Here is a 23742-nt window from a genome sequence, read left to right on the forward strand (position 1 = left end):
CCATGACAGACACCATAGTGATCGTTGAAGACGATCAGGAAATTGCCGACATAGTTACCCTGTACCTGCATGCTGCAGGCATGAACACGCAATACTTTGCAGACGGGATAGGTGTAGCCGACTGGGTCAGGGCCAACGAGCCTGAAGTGGTATTGCTGGATCTCGACCTGCCCACCAAACAGGGGCTGGACGTATGCAGGGAAATTCGCGCCTTTAGTGCTGTGCCCGTCATTATCACCACCGCCAAGGTGGAAGAAGTTGACCGACTGGTGGGCCTTGAAATCGGCGCGGACGATTATGTCTGCAAGCCCTATTCGGTTAAGGAGTTGGTCGCCCGAGTCAAAGTGCAGCTCAGGCGGCTGAATCGCCCCCTGCAACCGGAACACAGCCTAACGGTCGATAACTGCAGCTTTAGGATCAGCCTGAACGATGAGACCGTCGAATTGTCGGCGGTTGAATTCAAGCTATTTCATCTATTGTACTCAACCCCAAATCGCATCTATTCCCGCCAACAGATCTTGGATCTGGTGTACCAAGAATACAGCGACACCTCTGAACGCACCGTCGACAGCCATATCCGCAACATCCGTAAAAAGCTCGCCAAACTCCCCCTTGAACAGGACCTGATCCGCTCGATTTACGGGGCAGGATATAAATTTGAGATGAGTTGATTCCGGCCATTCTCAGGATCCCGCTGCAGACGATTTCACTGCCAAAAACTCCCCCTCTGCATTCTCAGTGCATATTTGTGTGTTTTAATTCGCATTGAACCTATTTTACATGGCGATTGAAAACCGATGAAACACCCCGACAGGGCAACCCGCTTACCAGAGTATGGCAGCAAAGGCCCTCTGAGCGAAGAAGGGGGCGAAGCCAAAAAGGCGCAGTTTCTGGCGACCCTGTCCCACCAGTTACGCACGCCGCTGTCCGTTATCAAATTATATGTTGAAGCCCTTCAGGACGGTATGTACGACAACACCGACGAGGCGTTTGCTCGGCTGGATGCGAAATGCCGGGAAATCGAGCAGCTGATGGACGAGCTGCTAAAAGAGGCTAAAACAAAGTGAAAAACTGCTTGAGAACTTAGTGTGCTTTCATTTGATTAGCACCGCGATGCGTAAGGTCAGCGGCGCAAGTGCGTACGACTCCATGACGCGTGAGTTTGAACATGAGATAATCAATGGTCTGATTTCTCTTCGCCGTGTCAAATGGAACTTAACGCTTAATGTTTTCTTAAGTTGAACCTTGCAACATGGAATGCAAATCAACGACCAAAACGTCAGAGCTTATGTCAGCTTTGCCAATATCAGCTAGAGAGGTCCCAGCTATGGATACCCAACTTACCCCCGCCGACTTAATGGTAAGCCCGACGCTTTACAGGGAACTTAAGGCGTGCGCCAACCGTATTTTGGCCCAATACGGCAACAACATTACATTGCAAACCACCGAGGTAGTGCATGAAGCCTGTGTAAAACTGATCGAAGCCGATGGAAGCTATCAAAGCAAAGAACACCTGTTCCGCACAGCCGCCAAGGCGATGCGTCACTTACTGATCGACTACGCCCGTGCCAAGTCGGCCTCCAAGCGCGGTGGCGGCGCCGTAAAAACCCAGTGGCTTGACGAATTGCTCAGTGAAGACGACGAAAACGAGGGGCTGCTGGCGGTTGAACAGTGTTTCAAGCAAATTTGTACCGTTGGCGATCGTATGGAGTCAATCGTTGAGCTTCATTATTTCGCCGGCTTTCCACAGCAAAAGGTCGCTGATACACTTAGCCTCAGCTTGCGGACTGTCGAACGGGAACTCACGTTCGCTCGCGCATTTTTATACGACCGACTAAGTAAAGGTAATAGCCCAGATTATGCTTGATCTCAAACGTGTTAAAGTGCTGTTCGACGACTGTATTGATCTCGCCGTCGAGGAACGACAAAAATTCCTAGAACAAAGTGGTTGTAGCAAGGAAGAACAACACGAAGTCTTACGTTTGCTGGCCCACTTAGACTCGACCAAGACCATCCATCTTGCGGGTCATGCACAACAACTAATCGGCCAACACATTCGCGAACTAGGTCAACAATTGCAATCGGGGCAGCTACTTGGTCCTTATCGCATCATTGAAGAAATTGGCGCCGGTGGCATGGGCGTGGTGTTTTTAGCTGAACGTGCCGATGGGCAATACGAACAAACTGTCGCTATCAAACTCGCGCCTGGTTTTTCCGCCGCGGACGATCTTCAACATTTCTCTACGGAACGTCAACTATTAGCTAAGCTACAGCATCCCCATATCGCCATGTTACTTGATGGTGGCGTCACCGACGACAAGCGACCTTACCTCGTCATGGAGTATGTTGAAGGTCAAAATCTGACTGACTACTGTGCATCACAACAGCTGTCTTTAACACGAAAACTCGATCTGTTTTTACACGTCTGCGATGCGGTCAGCTACGCACATCAACGCTTAATAATCCACTGTGACCTCAAAGCCGAAAATATTTTGGTAAACCGTGAAGGCGTTGTAAAGCTACTTGATTTCGGCACAAGCCGAGTACTACAACATGGCCAAGAAGATACCGATGCCGCTCGCATCATGGCCATGACACTGTCCTGCGCCAGTCCTGAGCAAATCCTCGGCGAGCCAACAACGACCGCCACTGATGTCTATGGCCTCGGTGCACTGCTATATCAATTGCTCACAGGGCACTCGCCACACACAGTTGACCGAGACATGATGGCTGCCACTCTCGAATCAATTTGCCGTGACAAACCGAAAGCGCCAAGCGATTTCCAACATCGCATAAGCAAAGATCTCGACAATATTACCCTCAAAGCCCTTGAAAAACTGCCTCTAGACAGATACCAAAGCGCCTCGGATCTTGCCCGAGACATTAAACGTTACCTTAGAGGACAAGCGGTGTCGGCAACCCGTTCAACCCCTGTCTATCTGTTCAGCAAATTACTCAAACGCCATCCCCTTGCCGCCGTGTTGAGCTCGGCTCTGGCCATCGCGATGACCACGGGATTGGTGGTGACCAACAGCCTCAATCAAAGCCTGACAAAGCAAAGAGACGAACTGATTGCCACCCAAAAAGGTCTGCAACAACAAACCCATACGGCGGAAAAAGTCATAGAGCTTTTGACCGACATGTTTGAAGCAGCCTCACCAGAAAACGCCCAAGGTGAAGCCATCAGTATTGCTAAGCTGGTCGATACCGCGATCAGCAAAACCCGCAATACCTTGTCGCAACAACCTGATATTAAATCCCGTCTGCTAGGGGTACTTTCGAAGGTGCAAAACAACCTAGGAGAGGATCAACAGGCCGTCGCCCTGATGGAAGAAGCGTTCAAATTGAAACAGCAAAATGGCGGGCAACCAACCGTGGCCGATTTCGCTGAACTTGGTAATGCCTATATCATCGCAGGTCAATTTGATAAAGCGCTCAACTACTTGCGCCAAGGGGAGCTGATGGCACACGCTCCCGATGTCAGCGGACAAGATCGGGCGTTGGTGGATTATTATCTGGGTCTCTACTTTACAAAACAAAGCCAATTCGACCAGGCTCAGGACTATTATCACAAGGCTGATGCGTATTGGCAGCAACATCAAGACGAACAAGAAACGACGCCACTGGAGATCCGTTTTCAAATTGCCTACATCCATTACTATGCAGAAGAATTTACTCAGGCCATAGAGATACTGACTGCGCTGTTAGCTGACACACAGAGATTATTCGGTGAAAATCATCCGCAGAACCTAAATACCCTGAGGATGTTGTCCAACAACTACCGTCACCTCGGTGACTATGACAAGGCTGAAACCAGCATAGTGCGTGCCTATCAACTGGCCGACAGGATCCTTGAGCCAAACTCGCAACTCAATCAGGCGGTGACCCAGTCTTATGTCTATCTGCTCACCGATCTGGGCCGCTATCAGGAAGAAATCGATCTTCTCAATAAAGAGCTGGCGGGCGGTCTGACCAACCCCATCACGCTGGGTAATTATCACTCTGACAGAGGTCAGGCTCACCTAGAAATGGGCAACTTTCACGCCAGTAAGGACGATTTCGAACAAGCGTTAAGCCTGTTAAGACCCCATTACCCAGATTCCAGCCTAGATACCTTCCCGGCTCGCTTATTCCTGGCATACAGTCGCTCTTTTCTCGGTGAAGCCGACATTGCTGAACTGTCACTTGAGGCGCTCTATGCTCAGGCCGAGCAGCAGTTCCCAAAAGGTGACTACAATCTGGGTCTGGTTGCACTACTGCAGGGCGCAGTCGCCCTCAACAATCACGACTTCGAAAAAGCAGGCCGCAAGATACAGATTGCCAAAGCCAATTTCGAAGCTCACTTCCCACCAGAGCATGTGGCCCATATCACTTTGCTTCGTATCGAAGGCGATCACTATTTGGCGACGCAACAATGGCATAAGGCCCACAAGGTGCTAGCTCGGGCTTGGGACTTGACGGATAAATACCATCCCCCGGGTTCAGTCGAGGGCCAATTAATCCGCCTTAAAGATGCGCAGGCCTTGTGGCATCTGGGTGAAACCAACAATGCCCGCGAAATAGTCGCAGCCGCCGCGCACTTGTTGCAAAGCAAGCTGACGTCCGAGTCGCAGTACCATCAAATTGCACAGCAGACTGCCCGTTTGGTCGGCATAAACCTAAACCAAGCGGCGCCGGGTGGATAAACCATGCTTAATTTGAAACGCATCTCTAAACCGCTTGCCCTGCGGCAAATCCACAGCTCCATGCGTATTGGAAGTTATAGCCGCCTAACCAGTCTGTCACGTCCGTGACTTCGCCGATAAAGTACAAGCCTTTTTGTTTTTTGGCTTCGAAGGTTTTTGAGCTGAGCTCGTCGGTGTCTACGCCGCCGAGTGTCACTTCGGCGGTGCGGTAGCCTTCGGTGCCGTTGGGTTTTATTTGCCAATTGTGGAGGTAGTTGGCAATGACGTCTATTTCACTGTGAGTTAGCTGGTTTAGGGCTTTGTCAGGGATGGCTTGCTCAGCAATCAATACTTCCACAAAACGCTTAGGTAGGATTGCGCTTAAGGCGTTTTTCAATGATTTACTGGCACTTTCACTGCGCCATTGGTGTATGGTTTCGCTTAAGTTTAGCTCTGGCAACAGGTTAATTGTCACCGCCTGCCCAGCTCGCCAAAATGACGATATTTGCAATATAGCAGGGCCTGACAGGCCACGGTGGGTAAATAAAATGTTCTCTTTGAATGTGGTGCCGCATTCGCTACTTACTTCACAAAAAATGCTGATACCTGATAATCCATCAAAACGTATTTGGAATTTTGGGGTCATGGAATTTTTGGGGTCAGGTCTAGAATTTTGCAATCTGCACAATTCTAGACCTGACCCCCATCTACTGGCGTTTGCTCGGCTGGATGCGAAATGCCAGGAAATCGAGCAGCTGATGGACGAGCTGCTGAAAGAGGCTAAAACAAAGTGAAAAACTGCTTGAGAACTTAGTGTGCTTTCATTTGATTAGCACCGCGATGCGTAAGGTCAGCGGCGCAAGTGCGTACGACTCCATGACGCGCGAGTTTGAACATGAGATAATCAATGGTCTGATTTCTCTTCGCCGTGTCAAATGGAACTTAACGCTTAATGTTTTCTTAAGTTGAACCTTGCAACATGGAATGCAAATCAACGACCAAAACGTCAGAGCTTATGTCAGCTTTGCCAATATCAGCTAGAGAGGTCTAAGCTATGGATACCCAACTTACCCCCGCCGACTTAATGGTAAGCCCGACGCTTTACAGGGAACTTAAGGCGTGCGCCAACCGTATTTTGGCCCAATACGGCAACAACATTACATTGCAAACCACTGAGGTAGTGCATGAGGCCTGTGTAAAACTGATCGAAGCCGATGGCAGCTATCAAAGCAAGGAACACCTGTTCCGCACAGCCGCCAAGGCGATGCGTCACTTACTGATCGACTACGCCCGTGCCAAGTCGGCCTCCAAGCGCGGCGGCAGCGCCGTAAAAACCCAGTGGCTTGACGAATTGCTCAGTGAAGATGACGAAAACGAGGGGTTACTGGCGGTTGAACAGTGTTTCAAGCAAATTTGTACCGTTGGCGATCGTATGGAGTCAATCGTTGAGCTTCATTATTTCGCCGGCTTTCCACAGCAAAAGGTCGCTGATACACTTAGCCTCAGCTTGCGGACTGTCGAACGGGAACTCACGTTCGCTCGCGCATTTTTATACGACCGACTAAGTAAAGGTAATAGCCCAGATTATGCTTGATCTCAAACGTGTTAAAGTGCTGTTCGACGACTGTATTGATCTCGCCGTCGAGGAACGACAAAAATTCCTAGAACAAAGTGGTTGTAGCAAGGAAGAACAACATGAAGTCTTACGTTTGCTGGCCCACTTAGACTCGACCAAGACCATCCATCTTGCGGGTCATGCACAACAACTAATCGGCCAACACATTCGCGAACTAGGTCAACAATTGCAATCGGGGCAGCTACTTGGCCCTTATCGCATCATTGAAGAAATTGGCGCCGGTGGCATGGGCGTGGTGTTTTTAGCTGAACGTGCCGATGGGCAATACGAACAAACTGTCGCTATCAAACTCGCGCCTGGTTTTTCCGCCGCGGACGATCTTCAACATTTCTCTACGGAACGTCAACTATTAGCTAAGCTACAGCATCCCCATATCGCCATGTTACTTGATGGTGGCGTCACCGACGACAAGCGACCTTACCTCGTCATGGAGTATGTTGAAGGTCAAAATCTGACTGACTACTGTGCATCACAACAGCTGTCTTTAACACGAAAACTCGATCTGTTTTTACACGTCTGCGATGCGGTCAGCTACGCACATCAACGCTTAATAATCCACTGTGACCTCAAAGCCGAAAATATTTTGGTAAACCGTGAAGGCGTTGTAAAGCTACTTGATTTCGGCACAAGCCGAGTACTACAACATGGCCAAGAAGATACCGATGCCGCTCGCATCATGGCCATGACACTGTCCTGCGCCAGTCCTGAGCAAATCCTCGGCGAGCCAACAACGACCGCCACTGATGTCTATGGCCTCGGTGCACTGCTATATCAATTGCTCACAGGGCACTCGCCACACACAGTTGACCGAGACATGATGGCTGCCACTCTCGAATCAATTTGCCGTGACAAACCGAAAGCGCCAAGCGATTTCCAACATCGCATAAGCAAAGATCTCGACAATATTACCCTCAAAGCCCTTGAAAAACTGCCTCTAGACAGATACCAAAGCGCCTCGGATCTTGCCCGAGACATTAAACGTTACCTTAGAGGACAAGCGGTGTCGGCAACCCGTTCAACCCCTGTCTATCTGTTCAGCAAATTACTCAAACGCCATCCCCTTGCCGCCGTGTTGAGCTCAGCGCTTATCATCGCCATGACAACGGGACTAGTGGTGACTAACCGACTAAACCAAACATTGACTCAACAGCGCAACGATTTGGTCATTTCCGGTCAAGAAGCGAAACGTCAAGCCAATGCTGCTATGAGGGTCACAGAGCTGCTAATGGATGTGTTTTCCGGTGCATCACCTGAAAATGCGAAGGGTCGAACCGTCAATGTTGACGACTTGTTATCACAAGCCACAGAAGCAACTCGCAACTCACTCCATGAGGAACCAAAGGTTAAGGCGCAATTGCTTAGCTCCTTAGCTAAGGTCAGTGATCTGATCGGCAAACCCAAAGACGCTTATCAATTGCAACTCGACGCAATCGAACTCGATGAACGTTTAGGCGACCCAAATCCTGAGCAAGGTACACGAGCCTTGGTGGATTTAGCTAAGTACTATGATAGAGCTGGGGTTCTGGATAGCGCATGGCACACTATTGAGCAAGCAGAAGCTCAGTTAAGGCCCAATGAAAACAACGAACTTTCCGTCGACATAACGTATCGTAAGGGCCAGATTCAACTCGCACTAGGCAAGCCAGTCAAAGCTGCAGAATATTTCCAAAATGCCTATAGCCAATGGAAACTATTGAAAAGTGGTGATATCGAACAGGGTATTCGAATTCAAAGTAGGCTCGCGACATCTTATTACGACCAGGCCAACTTCGAAGCATCGGTGAACTTACAACGTGAGTTGCTCAAGGAAAAACTGGCTTACTTTGGCGATCAACACCCGGACACGCTCTACAGCTACCAAAACTTCGGCCAAGGACTGATGCGATTGGGTCGAATGGAAGAAGCAAAAGAGGCGCTGACGAAGGCATATCAAGCTTCGAAAGCCATTTATTCTGTTCAACATCCCCAATATCGTTTTACTGCTCGATTGTATAGCAGCCTGCTTAGGCGCATGGGTCATTATCGTCAAGCAATTGACATCATGACAGAAGCCATTGATGCAGAATCCCAAGAGGCCGTATCGAACGCCCGCGTGCTTTCCGATCGCGGCTATCTTTATCACTTCGTCGGCATGACGGACAAAGCGTTTGCCGATCTTAGCAAAGCCGTTTCGTTGTTTACTGCAAATCTTCCAGACACTTCCTCCATCGCCTTCTTTGCACGTAGTCTCTATGGCGAATTGTTGGTCTACCAAGGCAAAAGAGAGGAAGGATTGGCGCTGATTGAAAAAATCCGCAGTATGAATGCGGAGCAATATGGCGAAGATGATTATGGCGTCGGCGGCGCACATGAGCGACTGGCAAAAATTGCTATCAAGGAACGCCGCTTTGATGAAGCCAAGGCTCATATCGCCAAGGCGAGAGACAGTTTTGATCACTTCTTCAAACGCAGCGAAGGATCCCATCTAAGTTTGGATCAAGTCGAAATCGACCTTGCTTTTGCTAAGCAAGATTGGCCCGATGCGCTCAACAAACTCGAGGCATACCATGCCCGCGTGTCGGAAATTTATTCTGAACGAGTGCCTCTCCTTGCCTTCATCGAGTCCGAGCTCGGTGAAGCAAGATTTATGACTGGTGACACCTCGGGAATCGAGCTGATGCGCCGAAGCCTGAGCGAAGTTAAAGGTGAAATACCTGAAGATTCTGGATTTTATCGTCAAATGCAGGACAGAGTTAATCGTTTAAAATAAAAGGGCACAATAAAGACGCCTAAAAAGGCGTCTTTAGTTACTTAAGTGCTAATTGAACACGTCACTAGTTACAAATCGGAGCTCAGCGCAACATCGATTCAGACAACGATGCCCACTCCGTTCGATGAGGAATGATTTTGTGTGGCAATCTCGAGTTGATTTTGCTTAACAATTCAGCGCGATAGTTTTCTGGAATTGTTTTGAAAACAATTCCCCCCATTAACCACCACGATTTAACTGGCACAGAGAGCCGATTGGCCTCGGCTTGGGTGATCCGAGTAAAGGTGAATAGTTAGATCTGCCGGTTCGACAGACAACCAAAGCTCACTATCCCCTTTTGGACATAACGAATTACGGATATACTCTCTTTGATAATGAGGCTCTAGAGATAAAGGCTGCGGCATTTCGATATGTATCGTTATCCCGTTTCCTTCTGCGTTGGCACCGCGAAAACGCCAATCGCCGACCAGAAACTTTGCCGTAAAGTAACGCTCAACCTGTGATAATTGAGTGTCATCAAGTCGATGGTCGCGGGTCATCTCAATTGTACGATGGGTGGTACCTGGCTCATCAAGGCTGGGTATTGTTCCTTCTGAGTTTGAGAAAACCCAACCCAGACTCAGCATGATCAGTACTACAGCGCCATACAAACATTGTAGTTGAACTCTCAGCCTTTGCTTTTGCTGCTCGATAAGCGCTTTTTGCGCTCGACTTTTAGCGTATTTTTCTTGAGTTGCTTTCAGTAGAGCTCTGCGCTCTGCACGGATTTTTTCAATTACGTCTGCAAACTGACCATCATCGATATCATTGAAGTCAATGGTCAAATTCATTGTATCTGCGATGGTTTTATCTTGCATTATCGATCCTTACTTGTGTTGCGTGATTAAAAAGGCTCAAGTCAACTGCAACTTGAGCTGTATAATTAATTACGCATTTACACAAATAGAACCGCCACACCATTTAACGAAAATTAAAAATAATTTTCCGGCTCCTTAATCCAAATTGTTCTTGAAGCCCTAAACATGTCTAAAGAGGTGCATCAAAAACTTCTTCAAATATATACCGACCACCAGACGTTATTTACACGATTGGTTTTCAATAAACACAGAAACAGCGTTGCTCATTGTGCTTGTAAGCCAATTGGGGCCGTAGTCCGACATATCATTATGACGAGCATTTGGAATTTGTTTTACACATACAGGATAAGTTGCGCGTTCGCTGTCGGAATAAAGCACATTTGCATCTGCAGGAAAATCACTTCCTCGAATCGACAAGACACGAATGTCCTTGTTCCGAGGCAATAGCACTCGTCGACTATCAATCGTCACTATCGCAGCAACGTATTTCGGCGTTGCGTTTGCATACCACGCTGAAATGTCACCACCATTCGAGTGACCAAACAGCCATAAGTGCTCAAAATCATAGGACTTAAAAACGGGTTCTAACGATTCTCGAACAAACGTAAGTGTTTGTGCGCCACGTTGCCAATTTTCAGCGCGTGTCGCATAAAACGGTTGCACAGGAGACAAGTCAGGGTCTTGCTCCAACTCATGACCAATTGACACCGTCATAAAACCACGTTGTACCAAAGAACGAACGATAAATTGGTATTTATTGTGTGGAACACCATAACCAGAACTTATAAAGGCAACGTTACAGCGTTGCTGTGACGTACAACGAGCTTCGTTCTCTGGAAGGTGAATTTCAATTGGAATGGTACGGTGTCGTCTTTCATCCACCAGCGACTCAGGAAAAGATGATTCGCCAAGTGTTGCTGCGGCAAGCATCGCAAGTAACATTTGATATGTCCTTATTTTTATTGTTCTATTTTTCAGGCGATTGTAGTTCAGAAGTAGATACGCGACAAATCAAACGGCGTAACTGAAGTGGCCTGACTGAATTTCAATGTAAAATTCCCAATATCGTCAAACACGTTTTCCCGATTTCGAAAATCTGATCCGCCTGACAGCTTAAGAATTTCATAACACATTGTATTAAAACAATTTAAACATTGGCATTTGGCTTGCTCCTTATTATTAATCGTAATTATGGAGCGTTACAGTGGACAAAATACGTACAACCCAACCTAACTCAAAAACCTGGATAACATGGCCTGCAGTTGCAGTTGTTATTCTAACTTCGTTTTGGCTCTTGCAGGGCGAAGCAACGACACACATCTCTAGAGATAAACTCTGGTTGGCTTCAGTGACTCAAGGAGACTTGTCACTTCAAGCCTCTGGTTTTGGCGTCTTGCAATCGAAAGCGCAACGTTTTCTCACCGCACCGTTTTCAGCGGTAGTTGAAGAAATACGTTTAAAACCAGGTGCACTGGTCAATAAGAATTCGATCATCGTACGGTTGAGTAATCCTGAGATAGACCAAAATGTGACAACCGCTCAAATGACCGTAAATGCTCAAAAAGCGGTGATGGCTGAGTTTCAACTGAACTTTGAAAAAGAACAACTTGGCGTTCAACAGGAGATTCAAGAAGTTACCCTTGATTTGAACGTAGCTAAAACACGTTTAAATGCAGAAAAAAACTTGGCAAAAGAGGGGGTCGTTTCAAGCTTAGATTTATTAAATAGCGAAGCCAACGTGGCAAAACTTGAAGCGCGATTGTCGCATTTACATAAACGAGATAGAAAAAGCCAAGCGTTATTCAAACAGAAAGAACAGATAGAATCTCAAAAACTAGAAGAAAAACAAAGCCTGCTTTCTCTTGCTCTAAACCAACAAGCCCGCTTAAACGTAACAGCGGGTATTGATGGCGTGTTACAAGCCTTACCGATTGAATTAGGTCAAAGCTTAAACATCGGCAGTCAAATAGCACTGGTTGGTAACACTGATTCTTTAATTGCCCTAATCAAAGTACCCCAACAAGAACTCCAGAATCTCGCCATTGGCCATCCTGCCATTGTTGATACCCGCGGTGGTTCAGCACAAGCAAATGTGGTTCGCATAGACCCTGTAGTACAAGACGGTCACGTTGAAGTCGAATTGGAGCTGGTTGGCGATTTACCGAGTAATGCGCGTCCTGCACTTAACGTGTCTGCTGTGATAGAGTTAGGCACGGTTGCGAACGTATTGACTCTGCCCGTCCCCGTTAACGCTAAAGCGAACTCTCGCGTACCGCTTTATAAGCTGTCGAGCGACCAACACAGTGCAGAACTCGTGTGGGTTGAACTTGGCAAAAAAAGCGGTCAACGCATTGAAGTGCTAAACGGTGCTGCACGCGGTGATGAATTCATCTTGTCGGATATCGGCAATCAATATCAACAAACCAACATCGAATTAAAATAACAAAGAGGGAATAACTATGACGTCGCAACCCGCAATTAAACTAACTGACTTAACGAAAGTATATTTAACCGATAGCTTAGAAACACACGCTCTTCAAGGGGTCAATCTTACGATTGGACAGGGTGAATTCGTGTCTATTTCGGGCCCATCCGGCTGCGGAAAATCAACACTGCTGAGCATTTTAGGGCTCCTCGATAGTAGTTCATCGGGACATTATTTCATTGAGGGTGAAGAAGTTAGTCAGTTGGACGAAAATCGTCGTGCAGAATTTCGTAACCAAAAAATCGGCTTTGTTTTTCAATCCTTTAATTTGATTGATGAGCTAACAGTATTTGAAAACGTTGCGCTCGTTTTACGCTATCGCGAGCCAGCCGTATCTGAAGCCGACATTGAATCGGCCGTCCTAAATGCGTTAAAAAAAGTAGAAATGTCGCATCGTCAGCAACATAAACCCAATCAACTTTCAGGCGGACAACAGCAACGTGTCGCAATTGCTCGCGCCTTAGTTGGATCTCCGACCGTTTTGCTTGTCGATGAGCCAACAGGTAATTTGGATTCGAAAAACGGTGATGCCGTCATGATGTTATTACGCGAGCTTAATATGCAAGGCACCACCATTTGCATGGTGACACACGATCCTCGTTACGCTGATTTTGCCAACAAACAGTATCATTTGTTAGATGGAAAAATCGTTTCTCAGCCAACGTTGAGGGCCGCATCATGAGTCTTTATCCTATCCTAAAGCAGGTCATTGCGGGACTTCGTAAAAACCCAACGTTTAGCGTCACAATGGTGCTAACGCTTGCTCTAACTCTAGGTGCGTTGCTGGCGGCCATAAACTTAAACCAAGTGGTGTTGTTTAAGCCGTTGCCGTATAAATCTCCGGAGCAACTGTACTTATTGCAACAGAATTTACAGTCCGAGGGGAAAGACAATATTGGCGGCCAACTAGAAGCCCCTCAAGTGGCGATGTACAAACAGGCAAAAGCGCTGCATCAACCAGCCGCGATGATTAAACAGCAGCAAGGCCAAGTAACGAGCGATGCAAGTCAGCCTGTGGAGTCCGCGCTGTATGTAACGTACGAATACCTTGAATTGCTAGGATTACCACTGCATTTGGGCTCGAATTTTTCACCGTCAGCCTGGTATACCGAGGCACTACCTGAAGTGGTGTTGTCGTATGAGTATTGGCAACGCCAATATGCCGGTTCGCCTGCGGTGATTGGGCAAACGATTGAGTTCAATAAAATAGCTTACCGTATCATCGGCGTGATGGCTGACAAAGTAGAGGACCCAGCCCCATCAGCTCCCTACGGTCCTGCTGCACTTTATTTGCCGATGGGCAATCAAGTGCTAAATGATCAAAAATGGACAAATGCTTCGAAGAGTTTAACAACGATTCAACGTATCAACACACCGAATCTGGTGCAATCGACACAAGCACAATTCACCAACGTCATGCAGCAAACATTGGCAAACCATAGCGACGTTGCGAAAACCTTTGATGGCTACCAATTACTGGCACATTTTACTCCGCTTGAAGATGCGATCCGTGGAGATAGTGCTAGGATCACCATCGCCGTTTTTGCAGGTGCGATCACCTTGTTGGTTATTGCGCTGGCGAACATCATCAATTTATACCTTTCTCATCTCATTAAACAACAGCAAACATTGGCCATTTGTGCCAGTATTGGTGCTAAACCCAAACAATTATTTACACGTATTTTCCTTGAAGCATCCGTACTTACGATTACTGCCAGTGCGTTGGGATTGCTGGTCGCGGCGTGGCTTCTAGAACTCACGAAGTCACTCGCGAAGGAATCTGTACATCGACTTGTAGAGCTCGGTCTCAATTGGCAAGTATCGCTCGTTGCGTTAGTTTGTGCTCTGTTACTCGCGCTGATACTCGCCTTTTTCGCCAAAAACACGATTCGCTATCACGAACTCAAATCGCATTTGAGCGGCAGTGGTAAAGGCACTCAAAAGCAGATCTCACCACAACTCCGCAATGGCTTAATTGCCTCACAAGTCGCCTTTACCGGTGTGATGCTTATTGCCAGTTCTTCCGTCCTGCATTCTGCACTTTCCTTAGCTAATCACCCTCTCGGTGTCGATGTGACGAATACATACAGCGCCCAAATTGTCACCGCAGGGGAGGATTTATCTAAGGACGGAAAAATGGCTCTGATCAACGAAGTGCAACAAAAACTCAATAATCATCCGAAAATAGATCAAACAGCGCGAAGCTTTGTCTCGCCCATTCGTCGAGGCAACTTTTCGAGCCCTCTCGTCACTGAAGATGGTAAACATCAAGGTGTATTCGGCTTCAATGCGGTGGATGAAAATTACTTTCCTATGCTAAAACAAACTGTTATTTCAGGTAGAAACTTTTCTCCTGACGAGATTGTTGATAAAGCGAAGGTGATCATCGTGAGCAAAGCCCTTGCCCTGCAAGTCTTTGGTACAACAGAAGTGATTGGTAAACGGTTAGGTTTTAGAACAGAGAATCTGTTTGAGATTGTTGGCGTAGTCGATGACCATTACAACGCTTTTACGCACAGTCAGTTTACGGGCTACGTGTATTGGCCATACTCTACATTGCGATTAAATCTAATGATCCGCACTAAATCTGGACAAGCACTGTCTCGTAAAGAAGTCATCGATCTGGTCAATCAAGTTAATTCAAATGCGACCGTGCTTGAATTCCTTAATGTGGCTCAAACGAGCGACGAGTTGGTGTTCCATCATAAACTAGCGGCAGCGTTAAGTTCAGGTCTCAGCATACTCGCCTTGGGATTGGCATGTGCTGGGATTTTCGGTGTTGTGTCTTACGGCACTCAAATGCGTCGTTTTGAACTGGGGGTTCGCATGGCACTTGGAGCAAAGCCGAAGCGCGTTTTAGCTATGGTGGTCAAAGAAGCCTTGAAACCGCTGCTTACGGGCGTCATTGTCGCTTTCTTGCTGAGTGCTGGCTGCTATACCGTGTTTAATGAGTTGTTTGTGACGTATGCCAAGCCGCAATTTGCTCAAGTGGCAATCGCCATAGCCGTTTTATTTGGATTTTGTTATCTTGCGTGCGTTATTCCAGTAAAACAAATAATTAAAGCAGACCCTATTTCGGCACTGAGAAACGAGTAAGGAGTAACGTGGCTTCGGCCACGTAAACAATGGCTATGACTGCAACCATTTTAATCATTGATGACAAACCAGATGTACGCCTTTCAGCGCGCTTTTTGTTAAGCAATTACGGGTATCAAATCGAAGAAGCTGATTCTCCAGCAATCGGTTTAGCGCTGCTTGCGCAAAAGTCCGTTGATCTCGTTCTGCTCGACATGAATTTCGCGTTGGATACGACATCAGGTGCAGAAGGCCTATATTTCCTCGATAAGCTCGCCGTTTTTAACGAATCAAATGGAACTTGCGTTGCCGCCATTGCGATGACGGCATGGGCAAATACCGAATTGATTGTTCAAGCGCTGCATAAAGGCGCGAGCGATTTCATTGAAAAACCTTGGGATAACCAACGGCTTGTTCAAGTCATTGACAATGCCACCAAAGTTTCCAAATTGAAGCAAAGTAATCAAGCATTGGAACAGCAACTCCAAGACACACTGCAAGAAGTGTGGCTGGAAACACAATCACCAGCCATGCTCGCCTTTCTTTCGCAACTGGAACGCGTAGCGCAGACGCGCGCAAATGTCCTATTGTTAGGCGAAAATGGCACTGGTAAGTCATCATTTGCGCACTATTTGCATCAACGAAGTGCCACACAGGGTGCGTTTGTCGCCGTGAACATGGCAGCTATTACGGAAACCTTATTTGAAAGCGAAATGTTTGGACATGTGAAAGGGGCATTTACGGGCGCAGATAAGGCGCGGATAGGTCGCTTTGAACTAGCCAAAGAAGGGACATTATTCTTGGATGAAGTGACTGCTACCCCTTCCTCTCAACAAGCAAAGTTATTGCGAGTGTTAGAAAGTGGCGAGTTTGAAAAAGTGGGTAGCAGCCATACGATGACCGCGAAACCGCGAATTGTCAGTGCCAGTAATGAAGCATTTAAAACGCTTATTGAACAAGGCGTATTTCGCCAAGACCTGTTTTTCCGTCTCAATACCGTCACCCTTACCGTACCTGCGCTTAGAGAACGAATCGAAGATATTCCGATGCTCGCCAAACGATTTCTGGCCAAGCATAGCCACACCCATGGCTTGCCGGAAAAACAACTTTCCGATGATGCAGAACGCTATTTGAGCACTCAACATTTTGCAGGCAACCTACGCGAATTAAGCCAATTAATGGAACGCCTCGTCATTTTGTCGAGTGAAATTCACGTAACATCCGAAATGATAGCCCACGTCCAAAATCCGCATTCAACACCGCCTTCGTTCAACAAATCAGTCGAGGCAGAGTTACCCCTAATGACCATTGATGAGGCGGAACAACAACTTTTAAAGTTAGCGCTCACAAACACCAACGGAAATACCGAAAATGCTGCAGCGATTCTTGGGCTTAGCAAAAGCGCCATTTATAGACGATTGGAGAAGTATCAAATTGTGGCCAAAGAATTTCAGCAAAAAGAAGGTATTCTTTGATTAAGTCACAAGAGCAGCTAACGCGCCTCGTCGCGCTCGCCGTGACGCTAGTCATTGCATTACTTACCAGTATACTTGTGTGGCAGTACCAAGCTCGACCGCTTTTTATCATCACGTTATGGGTATTGCTTTTACCACTTTGTTACTTGGGATACTCGCGTTTCAAACAAGCGCTTTTTACGCCTTATCGAAACATCCAAACACAGCTCGACGCTATCCAAAACGGGGAAACTCATGTTCGTAGCCAAATCAGATTTAGTACCGGAGTAGCCAAGTCCTTACATGACGACGTATTGAAGCTTGCGAGACAAGCCTCTCGGTGGCAAGTCGATAATCAGCGTCATGCATTATTGGTGAATGAACTATTGCAATCCATGAACAGCCCGATTGTGCTTATTAACGACGATAACCGCGTCATCATGGGCAATGAAGCACTCTCAAATTGGCTAGGCTATGGCTGGCAATCGGTTCGCCTAAAGCGCCTCGACACCCTTGGATTTAGTTTCAATGAGCACTGGAGTTTAGAAAGTAAAAATGAAAGTGATCAGTTACGTACTAGTCAAATATCGTTGGATGGTAAATTACATACCCTTATGCTCATCACTGATATACAAGATGCCTTGTCAGCCAAACAACAGCAAAGCTGGCAGCAAATTGTTCGTGTAATGAGCCATGAAATCAAAAACTCATTAACACCGATAAAATCACTTGCACAAAGCCTAGCCGAGTTTTCGAATGATGAGATGCAAAAGCAAATGCTCGGCGTCATCGTAGAACGAAGTGAACAACTCCATCAATTCGTCGCAAACTTCTCGGATCTGGAAAAGCCAATTACCCTTTCGGCCTCGACAATTAACACTCAATCGCTGTGCCTTAATTTGACGATACTCTACCCTTCGCTCACTGTATCGTTTAACAATGAATCTATCTATGCTGACAAAGCGTTACTCGAGCAAGTGCTTATCAACCTTATCAAAAATGCGTTTGAAGCCCGAGATCCTGAGAAAACCACGCCAATTGTCGAATTGTGCATCAAGCAGTCAAACATCTATACGACTATAACAGTTCAGGATAACGGTATTGGATTGAGCAATCTAGATAATTTGTTCGTGCCATTTTTCACGACCAAAAAAGAAGGACAAGGAATCGGTTTAGTCTGGTGTAAGCGAGTTATCGAAAGCCACAACGGGAAACTGAACTTATATCAGACGAAAGAGAGAACGATAGCTGAGATTAGGCTGCCAATACAAAAATGAAAAAGTAAAAAGGGCATTCACGATGCCCTTTTTGATTCCACAGCAAAAAACCTTACTAGACGGTACGGGTTGCGATTGCTGGGGACAAACGGCTGGCTTGCAGTGCTGGTACAAGGACACCAACTTGGCCCAGTACCATACAAAATGCCGCACCAAATGCAAAATAGCCTGCCGGGATCAAACTGAACTCGAAATGACTCACCGTGTACTGGTTTAAGACTATTGCGAAAACACAACCGAACAGAATTCCTATTGTTGTAACTATCGCATTCTCGGTCAGAAAATAACGTAACACATGCCATTGACTTGCACCAAGCGCTCGACGAACACCAATTTGTTTACGCCGTTTCATAATGGCAAAGCGGGATTGACCAAAAATACCCAGCGCAGTGACAAACGTCAGACCCAGTAACACTATCCACAATGTGTTTAATGCTGCGCTTTCCTTTTGGTAGTTCTTTGCTTTTATATCAACGAATTTATCTAAATAAGTGATTTGTCTTCTAGGTGTTTTCAATAAATATTCTTTGACACGCTCCATCACCACATCAATCTGGCCAGGCTCAGCACGTATCACTAATGGTAGTACTTCATTAGCGTCACGCACTGGCTTGAGGACGCTTATCTTAGCAGCGAACCACGTTCCCCAAGGACCGTTCATTTCAGCTAAGATCCCTTTAATTTGATGGGGGATCATTGCTAAGTAAACGGTTTTCCCAAGCGCCTCTTCCCAATTGTCTGGGTAGAGTTTTTCAGCAAAAGCTCGCGTTACCAATATATCGCTCGGGTGCGACTGCGCTTCAAAAGAAACGGTTATTTCGTCTTGCTTTGTAAATCCTTGGCCTGCAACTAACTCTAGGCCCAGTGTTTGATAAGCATTCGTACTACCCAAGAACGTTGCAGTCCAAGTTTCTCGACGCCCCTCTGGCGTTCGGGTGACCTCGTCGTAAGTGCCATATCCTGCCAATGGAACGGTATTCAACATTGACACCGCGTTAACCCCGGGGATATTGCGAATCGATTCGATGGTCTCATCAAGGCGCGCTTCATATTCTTCTTTCGGAAATGGTTGATTAGATAGAACACGAAAAATATTCGCTTCATCAACACCACTTGGTTTTGAAATGATGGCCTCTTTCTGTTCAATCATAAAAAACGCATTGACCAAAATCGTAAACGTTACCGCAATTTGAAGCGCAAGTAAGGCTGGCGCCATCAAACGCACTTTTATAGTTTTAAGTATTGGTTTTAAATCACGCATACGACTACCTACTGACTTTTAAGTTGGCTGGCTGGCTGAACTTGTATCGCTTTGATAATTGGAATAAGACCAAACGCCATAGTCGCTATAATAGCAAGTCCTATTGTTGCTAAGACCATATTCACGTCCATGGTCATCAATTCCGCAGACAGATAGCTGTAGGCGCTTTTCGTGAAATGCAATCCAGCCAATGTCATCAACATCCCAAGAACCGCCGAAAAGGATGCGAGCAGCAAAATTTCACAACTAAATTGAGCAAAAAGATTCTGTTTGCTCGCGCCAACCGCTCTTCGTAAACCGACTTCTGCTGCCTTACTGTGAAATTTAGCGGTCATTAGGCTCATACAATTTAAAAGACACACAATCAAAAATAAGAACGCCAACCACACGCCAATTTTTGTGTCTTTAGACACCACTTCTTCATTCAGTAGATATTCCTCAACACTGAACATCTTGTGGAAACCATCTCTTAGGAAACGTCCAAATCGTCGTTGGTCTTTTGCATAATCAAAAATAAAATTTAAGTACCGCTCACGATCGGATGGTGAATCCAATTGCACCCAAAACATGATCCAAACACATTCCGAGTTGAAGAATGCCCTAATAGAATCATCAGCAGGCGTCTTCCAACAATTGAATGCCAATTCAGAACGCGTTAACAGCTCACGTCGGATTTGATTGAAAAAAGGCACAAACACATCTCGAGTGGGTTGATAAGCTTCAAAAGGCGCACCGTAAAACTTCGGCAACATCGGCCAATCATCTAGAACGCCAACAATACGATATTGTTGTTCGCCAATAACGATACTTTTACCAATAGAATTCACACCGCCAAACAACTTGTCATTGAGCTTTTTAGAAATGATGGTTACATCCGTACCCGCTTCATCGTCTTCGGCTGACCAAGCGGTTCCATATAAAAATGGCACGCGCATCATCGCAAAGAAGTCAATCGTCACCGTACGAATATCCGTTCCGATGCCATCAGAGAAAGACTGATCTTCTGAATACACAAATTCAGCAAATTCACCAATCGCTGCTTGCAACGGTGCTTGTTTCGCTGCAAGTAGGTTTTTGGCATCTTGCAGAGTAATATGACGAGTCGTACGCTCCTCATCCCCTTCATAGCCATAGGGTTTTTCAGGCCCCCAACTGTTTAACTGGATCTGAAAGGTGCGGTCGCTCAAACCAGGTAGCGGGTCTTTCGACATCATGTATTGAACTGTATAGGTCGTCATTGATGCTGCAATACCTACAGCGACGGTCAACACAATAAGTAAACTTAGCAATGGGGTTTTGCGAATACTAACCCAAGCAATTTTTAAATAATAACCAAACATCTTCGCAATATCCTTATGCGATTGCCGCTTCAGCGGCTACTTTTATGGGCCTTGCATCCCGTAAGACACCATCACGTACTTCAATCACACGTTGAGCTTGCGCGGCTTGGTTCGGATCATGGGTTACCATGATGATACTCGTGCCCTGTTGATGGATTTCTTTTAATAACGACATTATGCCAGCTGCCATTTGGGAATCGAGATTCCCTGTTGGTTCATCCGCCAATAAAAATGACGGCGTACCTGCGAGCGCTCGAGCAATCGCGACGCGTTGCTGTTGCCCACCAGAGAGCTGGTGTGGATAGTGGTTTTTACGTCCGGCTAAACCCACTTGTTCAAGCACTTGCATAATTCGACTGTCACGTTCTTTACTGGAGAAGGAGCGATAACGTAAAGGCATGTCAATATTGTCGTACAAGTCCAAATCAGGTATCAAATTGAAGCTTTGGAAAATAAAGCCTATCTTTTCGTTTCTAATCTTTGAACGGGCTTTATCTGAAAGTGACGTAATATCTTGACCATCCAAAACATATTGACCACTCGAATAATTTTCGAGTAACCCTGTGATATTAAGGAAGGTTGTTTTACCCGATCCAGATGGACCCGTTACGGCAACAAACTCACCTTGTGAAATGGATAGGTCAAATGGTCGAAGAGCCTCTGTTTTGACACTATCTGTAATGTAGGTCTTGCCTAAATTAGTCATTCTTAACATGGTAGATTCCTTTCTTATTCGACTATTCGAGCTTGTTCAGCATCGTTAAACACACGCAAATCTGAAACCACAACGGTATCTCCCGGTAACAATCCAGATAACACTTCAATTTGGCTTAAACTCTCAGACCCCAGGCGAACTGGTGTACGGGTCGCTACCCCATTAGCCACTTTGTAAATATATTGGCCTGCACTGTTTTGCATAAACTGACCTCGCGGCAAATAGCGCACATTGTCTTTTTGTTCCAAAATGATTCGGCTGGTGAGGCGCTGATTTTGTTTAAGAGAAATCGTGTATTCTCCTGACAAACGAATTTTGCTAGCAATCGTTCCTTTGACAATCTCAGGTGAAATTGCAATGAGTTCACCTGAAAGCATTTGAGCATTGAGGTTGATTTCTGCAGCCATACCCAAGGCAAGATCATCACCATATTGCTCTGGTATCTGTACTTCAATCTCGTATTGAGTCAAATCAACCACACTCAAGAGCGGTTGGTTTTTTTCTACATTGGTCTTTTCTTGAACGGTTAAGTTACCAACCAACCCAGCAACCGGTGATTTAATTTCTAGCGCATTGACCTGTCTTTGTAATTCTTCCACAAAGACGTTTTGTCGATTGAACTCCAGTTCGCGATTTTTCACTTCAAACTTGAGACTTTCTTTCAACAGTTCAACCGCTTTCAGCGTTAACGTGTATTCACGCTCTGCGTTTTGCAAATCGTCTTTTGCTTTTTGATAGTCGATATCGCTGACCACCTGTTTATCATGGCCTTCTTGCGCTCGACGCATTTCACGTTTCGCTGCATTTAATGCAACTTCAGCACGACCTATCTTGTTTTCATGGTCAAGTGCTTGCTGTTTTGCATTAATTTTTTCACGTTCCAATGAAGAAAATAATCGGTCTCTTTCAGCCTGCTGCTGAGTCAGTTCACTGGTTAACTCAGGACTATCAATGATTGCAATCGGTTGGTCTACGACAACCGTATCACCTGCTTTAACCAAATAGGTAACCGTACCCGACGATGGGCTATAGAGTGTTGGACGCCTGGCTGCGACGACTTTGCCCTGTACAGAGATATCTCTTACAAATTGGCCTTGTTTCACTGTAGCCAATTTCAATTGATTGACATCAATTGCTCTTTCATTGTTAAACCACCCATAAACATTCGGCGCAACGAAATAGCCTGTAGCAATAACCCCCCAAGCAACAGCCACTTTTTCCATGTAGGCTTTGAACTTACAATCTTGGTGTCTTGAGCGCTCGTATCTGGAATATAACTCACGAGATATCCTTATCTAAATATTTGTACCGATTCGATATAATCCAAAATAGTAACTTTTATGTAAACAAATAGCATCAATTTTTTGTAATTTGAAACACAAAACATCAATAAATTTGTTCTTTATATGTCAATAAACTAGAGATAAGCAATGCTACTCTCATAGCTTACGTACACAGAAAAATTTAACTCATTTGCTACATTGCGTGAATCATTATTTGCATTTTTTAACCAAAAGAAATAATGACAAGCAAAGCAAATACTGCAATAAGACATGATCAGTGAAGATCGACAATACAACAGCATAGCAAGGACATCAGACAAAATAACCTGTCTGGATCGCAACAATAAGGAGGATAAGAAGCTCAGAGACTCGCGTTAACAGCGTTGACTTTTAACGCTTGAGATACATTCTTTTTGGGCTAGCGTGCAAGTTGTGCTGACCACAACTCGTCATCGTAGCTATATTGGAATAACACGATTTGTGCAGGAACAGTAAAAAGGATTAGCGCTGCAAAAAGAAGGATATATTGGTAACTGGCTTGCCCCAACCATACAGCGAAAGGAATAGCCGCAAATAAGAGCAGTCCGGTAAAACCAGCACAAAGCCAAAAACAGCACTGCCAGAACAACGGATTAAACATTGCCTTTTTCCGCTGGTGATTAAGTAAGGCAACCGCCAGAATGAGCATAACGAAAGCGGGGATAAGGTTGATTTTTGAGCCGCCAGACAACAGCACTGATTTCTCGTAGAAACGCTCAAATCCTAATAGAATCAACGTACTCGCGTAAACCCAATACACCCAGCGTTTCATGTTCAATTTGCACCATTATTACACACTGAAACAACTTACTTCAGATACCGGGCCTTGCCAAGTGTTCAGTCGTAACAAAGCGTGTCAATTTTGAGCCAGCAGCATGTAAAGGGGCTTTACAGTGACCAGGCTCAA

At 45.9% G+C, this 23742-nt stretch carries 18 protein-coding genes and 1 pseudogene; 11 read left to right on the forward strand and 8 right to left on the reverse strand.

What is annotated here, in order from left to right:
* Positions 1-2: 2 nt before the first annotated feature.
* The 4 genes from NI389_RS19440 to NI389_RS19455 all read left to right on the forward strand — a co-directional run bounded on the left by NI389_RS19440 (position 3) and on the right by NI389_RS19455 (position 4685).
* The gene (locus NI389_RS19440) at positions 3-671 is read left to right on the forward strand and encodes a response regulator (RefSeq protein WP_308363152.1); all 669 of its coding nucleotides are present in this window, start codon (positions 3-5) and stop codon (positions 669-671) included.
* Between the two features lie 126 nt (positions 672-797).
* A complete protein-coding gene (locus tag NI389_RS19445) occupies positions 798-1067 on the forward strand; it encodes a histidine kinase dimerization/phospho-acceptor domain-containing protein (RefSeq protein ID WP_308363153.1) in 270 nt (89 codons plus the stop codon).
* 260 nt (positions 1068-1327) lie between these two features.
* Positions 1328-1867: an ECF-type sigma factor gene (locus NI389_RS19450; protein WP_308363154.1), complete on the forward strand. Its 540-nt coding sequence runs from the start codon at positions 1328-1330 to the stop codon at positions 1865-1867.
* On the forward strand, positions 1860-4685 hold the full coding sequence (locus tag NI389_RS19455) for a protein kinase domain-containing protein (RefSeq protein WP_308363156.1): 2826 nt from the start codon (positions 1860-1862) through the stop codon (positions 4683-4685). The genes NI389_RS19450 and NI389_RS19455 overlap by 8 nt, the downstream gene beginning before the upstream one ends.
* Positions 4686-4710: 25 nt before the next feature.
* Here NI389_RS19455 and NI389_RS19460 read toward each other — a convergent pair.
* Positions 4711-5289 (reverse strand): annotated as a pseudogene (locus tag NI389_RS19460) (aminoacetone oxidase family FAD-binding enzyme); the annotation flags it as partial.
* Positions 5290-5718: 429 nt separating this feature from the next.
* Between NI389_RS19460 and NI389_RS19465 the strand changes: the two are divergent.
* Both NI389_RS19465 and NI389_RS19470 read left to right on the forward strand, forming a co-directional pair.
* The gene (locus NI389_RS19465) at positions 5719-6258 is read left to right on the forward strand and encodes an ECF-type sigma factor (protein ID WP_308363157.1); all 540 of its coding nucleotides are present in this window, start codon (positions 5719-5721) and stop codon (positions 6256-6258) included.
* Complete coding sequence (locus NI389_RS19470) at positions 6251-9049, forward strand: serine/threonine-protein kinase (protein WP_308363158.1); 2799 nt, start codon at positions 6251-6253, stop codon at positions 9047-9049. Before NI389_RS19465 ends, NI389_RS19470 begins: the two co-directional genes overlap by 8 nt.
* A 233-nt stretch (positions 9050-9282) precedes the next feature.
* On the opposite strand, the gene NI389_RS19475 is transcribed toward NI389_RS19470, so the two are convergent.
* Together NI389_RS19475 and NI389_RS19480 are read right to left on the reverse strand one after the other, a co-directional pair.
* A complete protein-coding gene (locus tag NI389_RS19475) occupies positions 9283-9906 on the reverse strand; it encodes a hypothetical protein (protein WP_308363159.1) in 624 nt (207 codons plus the stop codon).
* Between the two features lie 219 nt (positions 9907-10125).
* The gene (locus tag NI389_RS19480; protein ID WP_308363160.1) at positions 10126-10848 is read right to left on the reverse strand and encodes an alpha/beta hydrolase; all 723 of its coding nucleotides are present in this window, start codon (positions 10846-10848) and stop codon (positions 10126-10128) included.
* A gap of 262 nt (positions 10849-11110) precedes the next feature.
* Here NI389_RS19480 and NI389_RS19485 point away from each other — a divergent pair, with 262 nt between their 5' ends.
* From NI389_RS19485 to NI389_RS19505, 5 genes are read left to right on the forward strand one after another with little or no spacing between them, the layout of a single operon-like run.
* Complete coding sequence (locus NI389_RS19485) at positions 11111-12349, forward strand: HlyD family secretion protein (RefSeq protein ID WP_308363161.1); 1239 nt, start codon at positions 11111-11113, stop codon at positions 12347-12349.
* 16 nt (positions 12350-12365) lie between these two features.
* A complete protein-coding gene (locus NI389_RS19490) occupies positions 12366-13073 on the forward strand; it encodes an ABC transporter ATP-binding protein (protein WP_308363162.1) in 708 nt (235 codons plus the stop codon).
* Positions 13070-15487 carry an ABC transporter permease gene (locus NI389_RS19495; RefSeq protein WP_308363163.1) on the forward strand — a complete coding sequence of 806 codons (2418 nt, stop codon included), beginning with the start codon at positions 13070-13072 and terminating at the stop codon, positions 15485-15487. The genes NI389_RS19490 and NI389_RS19495 overlap by 4 nt, the downstream gene beginning before the upstream one ends.
* Before the next feature lie 35 nt (positions 15488-15522).
* Positions 15523-16941 (forward strand): sigma-54-dependent transcriptional regulator, encoded by a 1419-nt coding sequence (locus NI389_RS19500; RefSeq protein ID WP_308363164.1) that lies wholly within the window; start codon positions 15523-15525, stop codon positions 16939-16941.
* The gene (locus NI389_RS19505) at positions 16938-18197 is read left to right on the forward strand and encodes a sensor histidine kinase (protein ID WP_308363165.1); all 1260 of its coding nucleotides are present in this window, start codon (positions 16938-16940) and stop codon (positions 18195-18197) included. Before NI389_RS19500 ends, NI389_RS19505 begins: the two co-directional genes overlap by 4 nt.
* Positions 18198-18252: 55 nt before the next feature.
* Here the strand turns inward: NI389_RS19505 and NI389_RS19510 are convergent, their stop codons facing one another.
* The 5 genes from NI389_RS19510 to NI389_RS19530 form a co-directional block, all read right to left on the reverse strand.
* Positions 18253-19458: an ABC transporter permease gene (locus NI389_RS19510; RefSeq protein ID WP_308363166.1), complete on the reverse strand. Its 1206-nt coding sequence runs from the start codon at positions 19456-19458 to the stop codon at positions 18253-18255.
* An 8-nt stretch (positions 19459-19466) separates the two neighbouring features.
* Entirely contained in the window at positions 19467-20798 is a 1332-nt protein-coding gene (locus NI389_RS19515; protein WP_308363167.1) for an ABC transporter permease, read from the reverse strand.
* Between the two features lie 13 nt (positions 20799-20811).
* Positions 20812-21513, reverse strand: coding sequence for an ABC transporter ATP-binding protein (locus NI389_RS19520; protein WP_308363168.1), 702 nt, complete (start codon positions 21511-21513; stop codon positions 20812-20814).
* A gap of 14 nt (positions 21514-21527) precedes the next feature.
* Positions 21528-22736 carry an efflux RND transporter periplasmic adaptor subunit gene (locus NI389_RS19525; RefSeq protein ID WP_308363169.1) on the reverse strand — a complete coding sequence of 403 codons (1209 nt, stop codon included), beginning with the start codon at positions 22734-22736 and terminating at the stop codon, positions 21528-21530.
* Between the two features lie 478 nt (positions 22737-23214).
* Entirely contained in the window at positions 23215-23607 is a 393-nt protein-coding gene (locus tag NI389_RS19530; protein ID WP_308363170.1) for a hypothetical protein, read from the reverse strand.
* Positions 23608-23742 lie beyond the last annotated feature (135 nt).

This window comes from Pseudoalteromonas xiamenensis, from assembly GCF_030994125.1.
GTDB classification, from domain to species: domain Bacteria; phylum Pseudomonadota; class Gammaproteobacteria; order Enterobacterales; family Alteromonadaceae; genus Pseudoalteromonas; species Pseudoalteromonas xiamenensis_B.

What these genes read in the sequence shown, in the direction of transcription:
- NI389_RS19440 (WP_308363152.1), top strand. Translation starts at nt 3, where the DNA reads ATGACAGACACCATAGTGATCGTTGAAGACGATCAGGAAATTGCCGAC.
- NI389_RS19445 (WP_308363153.1), top strand. Translation starts at nt 798, where the DNA reads ATGAAACACCCCGACAGGGCAACCCGCTTACCAGAGTATGGCAGCAAA.
- NI389_RS19450 (WP_308363154.1), top strand. Translation starts at nt 1,328, where the DNA reads ATGGATACCCAACTTACCCCCGCCGACTTAATGGTAAGCCCGACGCTT.
- NI389_RS19455 (WP_308363156.1), top strand. Translation starts at nt 1,860, where the DNA reads ATGCTTGATCTCAAACGTGTTAAAGTGCTGTTCGACGACTGTATTGAT.
- NI389_RS19465 (WP_308363157.1), top strand. Translation starts at nt 5,719, where the DNA reads ATGGATACCCAACTTACCCCCGCCGACTTAATGGTAAGCCCGACGCTT.
- NI389_RS19470 (WP_308363158.1), top strand. Translation starts at nt 6,251, where the DNA reads ATGCTTGATCTCAAACGTGTTAAAGTGCTGTTCGACGACTGTATTGAT.
- NI389_RS19475 (WP_308363159.1), bottom strand. Translation starts at nt 9,906, where the DNA reads ATGCAAGATAAAACCATCGCAGATACAATGAATTTGACCATTGACTTC.
- NI389_RS19480 (WP_308363160.1), bottom strand. Translation starts at nt 10,848, where the DNA reads ATGTTACTTGCGATGCTTGCCGCAGCAACACTTGGCGAATCATCTTTT.
- NI389_RS19490 (WP_308363162.1), top strand. Translation starts at nt 12,366, where the DNA reads ATGACGTCGCAACCCGCAATTAAACTAACTGACTTAACGAAAGTATAT.
- NI389_RS19495 (WP_308363163.1), top strand. Translation starts at nt 13,070, where the DNA reads ATGAGTCTTTATCCTATCCTAAAGCAGGTCATTGCGGGACTTCGTAAA.
- NI389_RS19500 (WP_308363164.1), top strand. Translation starts at nt 15,523, where the DNA reads ATGACTGCAACCATTTTAATCATTGATGACAAACCAGATGTACGCCTT.
- NI389_RS19510 (WP_308363166.1), bottom strand. Translation starts at nt 19,458, where the DNA reads ATGCGTGATTTAAAACCAATACTTAAAACTATAAAAGTGCGTTTGATG.
- NI389_RS19515 (WP_308363167.1), bottom strand. Translation starts at nt 20,798, where the DNA reads ATGTTTGGTTATTATTTAAAAATTGCTTGGGTTAGTATTCGCAAAACC.
- NI389_RS19520 (WP_308363168.1), bottom strand. Translation starts at nt 21,513, where the DNA reads ATGTTAAGAATGACTAATTTAGGCAAGACCTACATTACAGATAGTGTC.
- NI389_RS19525 (WP_308363169.1), bottom strand. Translation starts at nt 22,736, where the DNA reads ATGGAAAAAGTGGCTGTTGCTTGGGGGGTTATTGCTACAGGCTATTTC.
- NI389_RS19530 (WP_308363170.1), bottom strand. Translation starts at nt 23,607, where the DNA reads ATGAAACGCTGGGTGTATTGGGTTTACGCGAGTACGTTGATTCTATTA.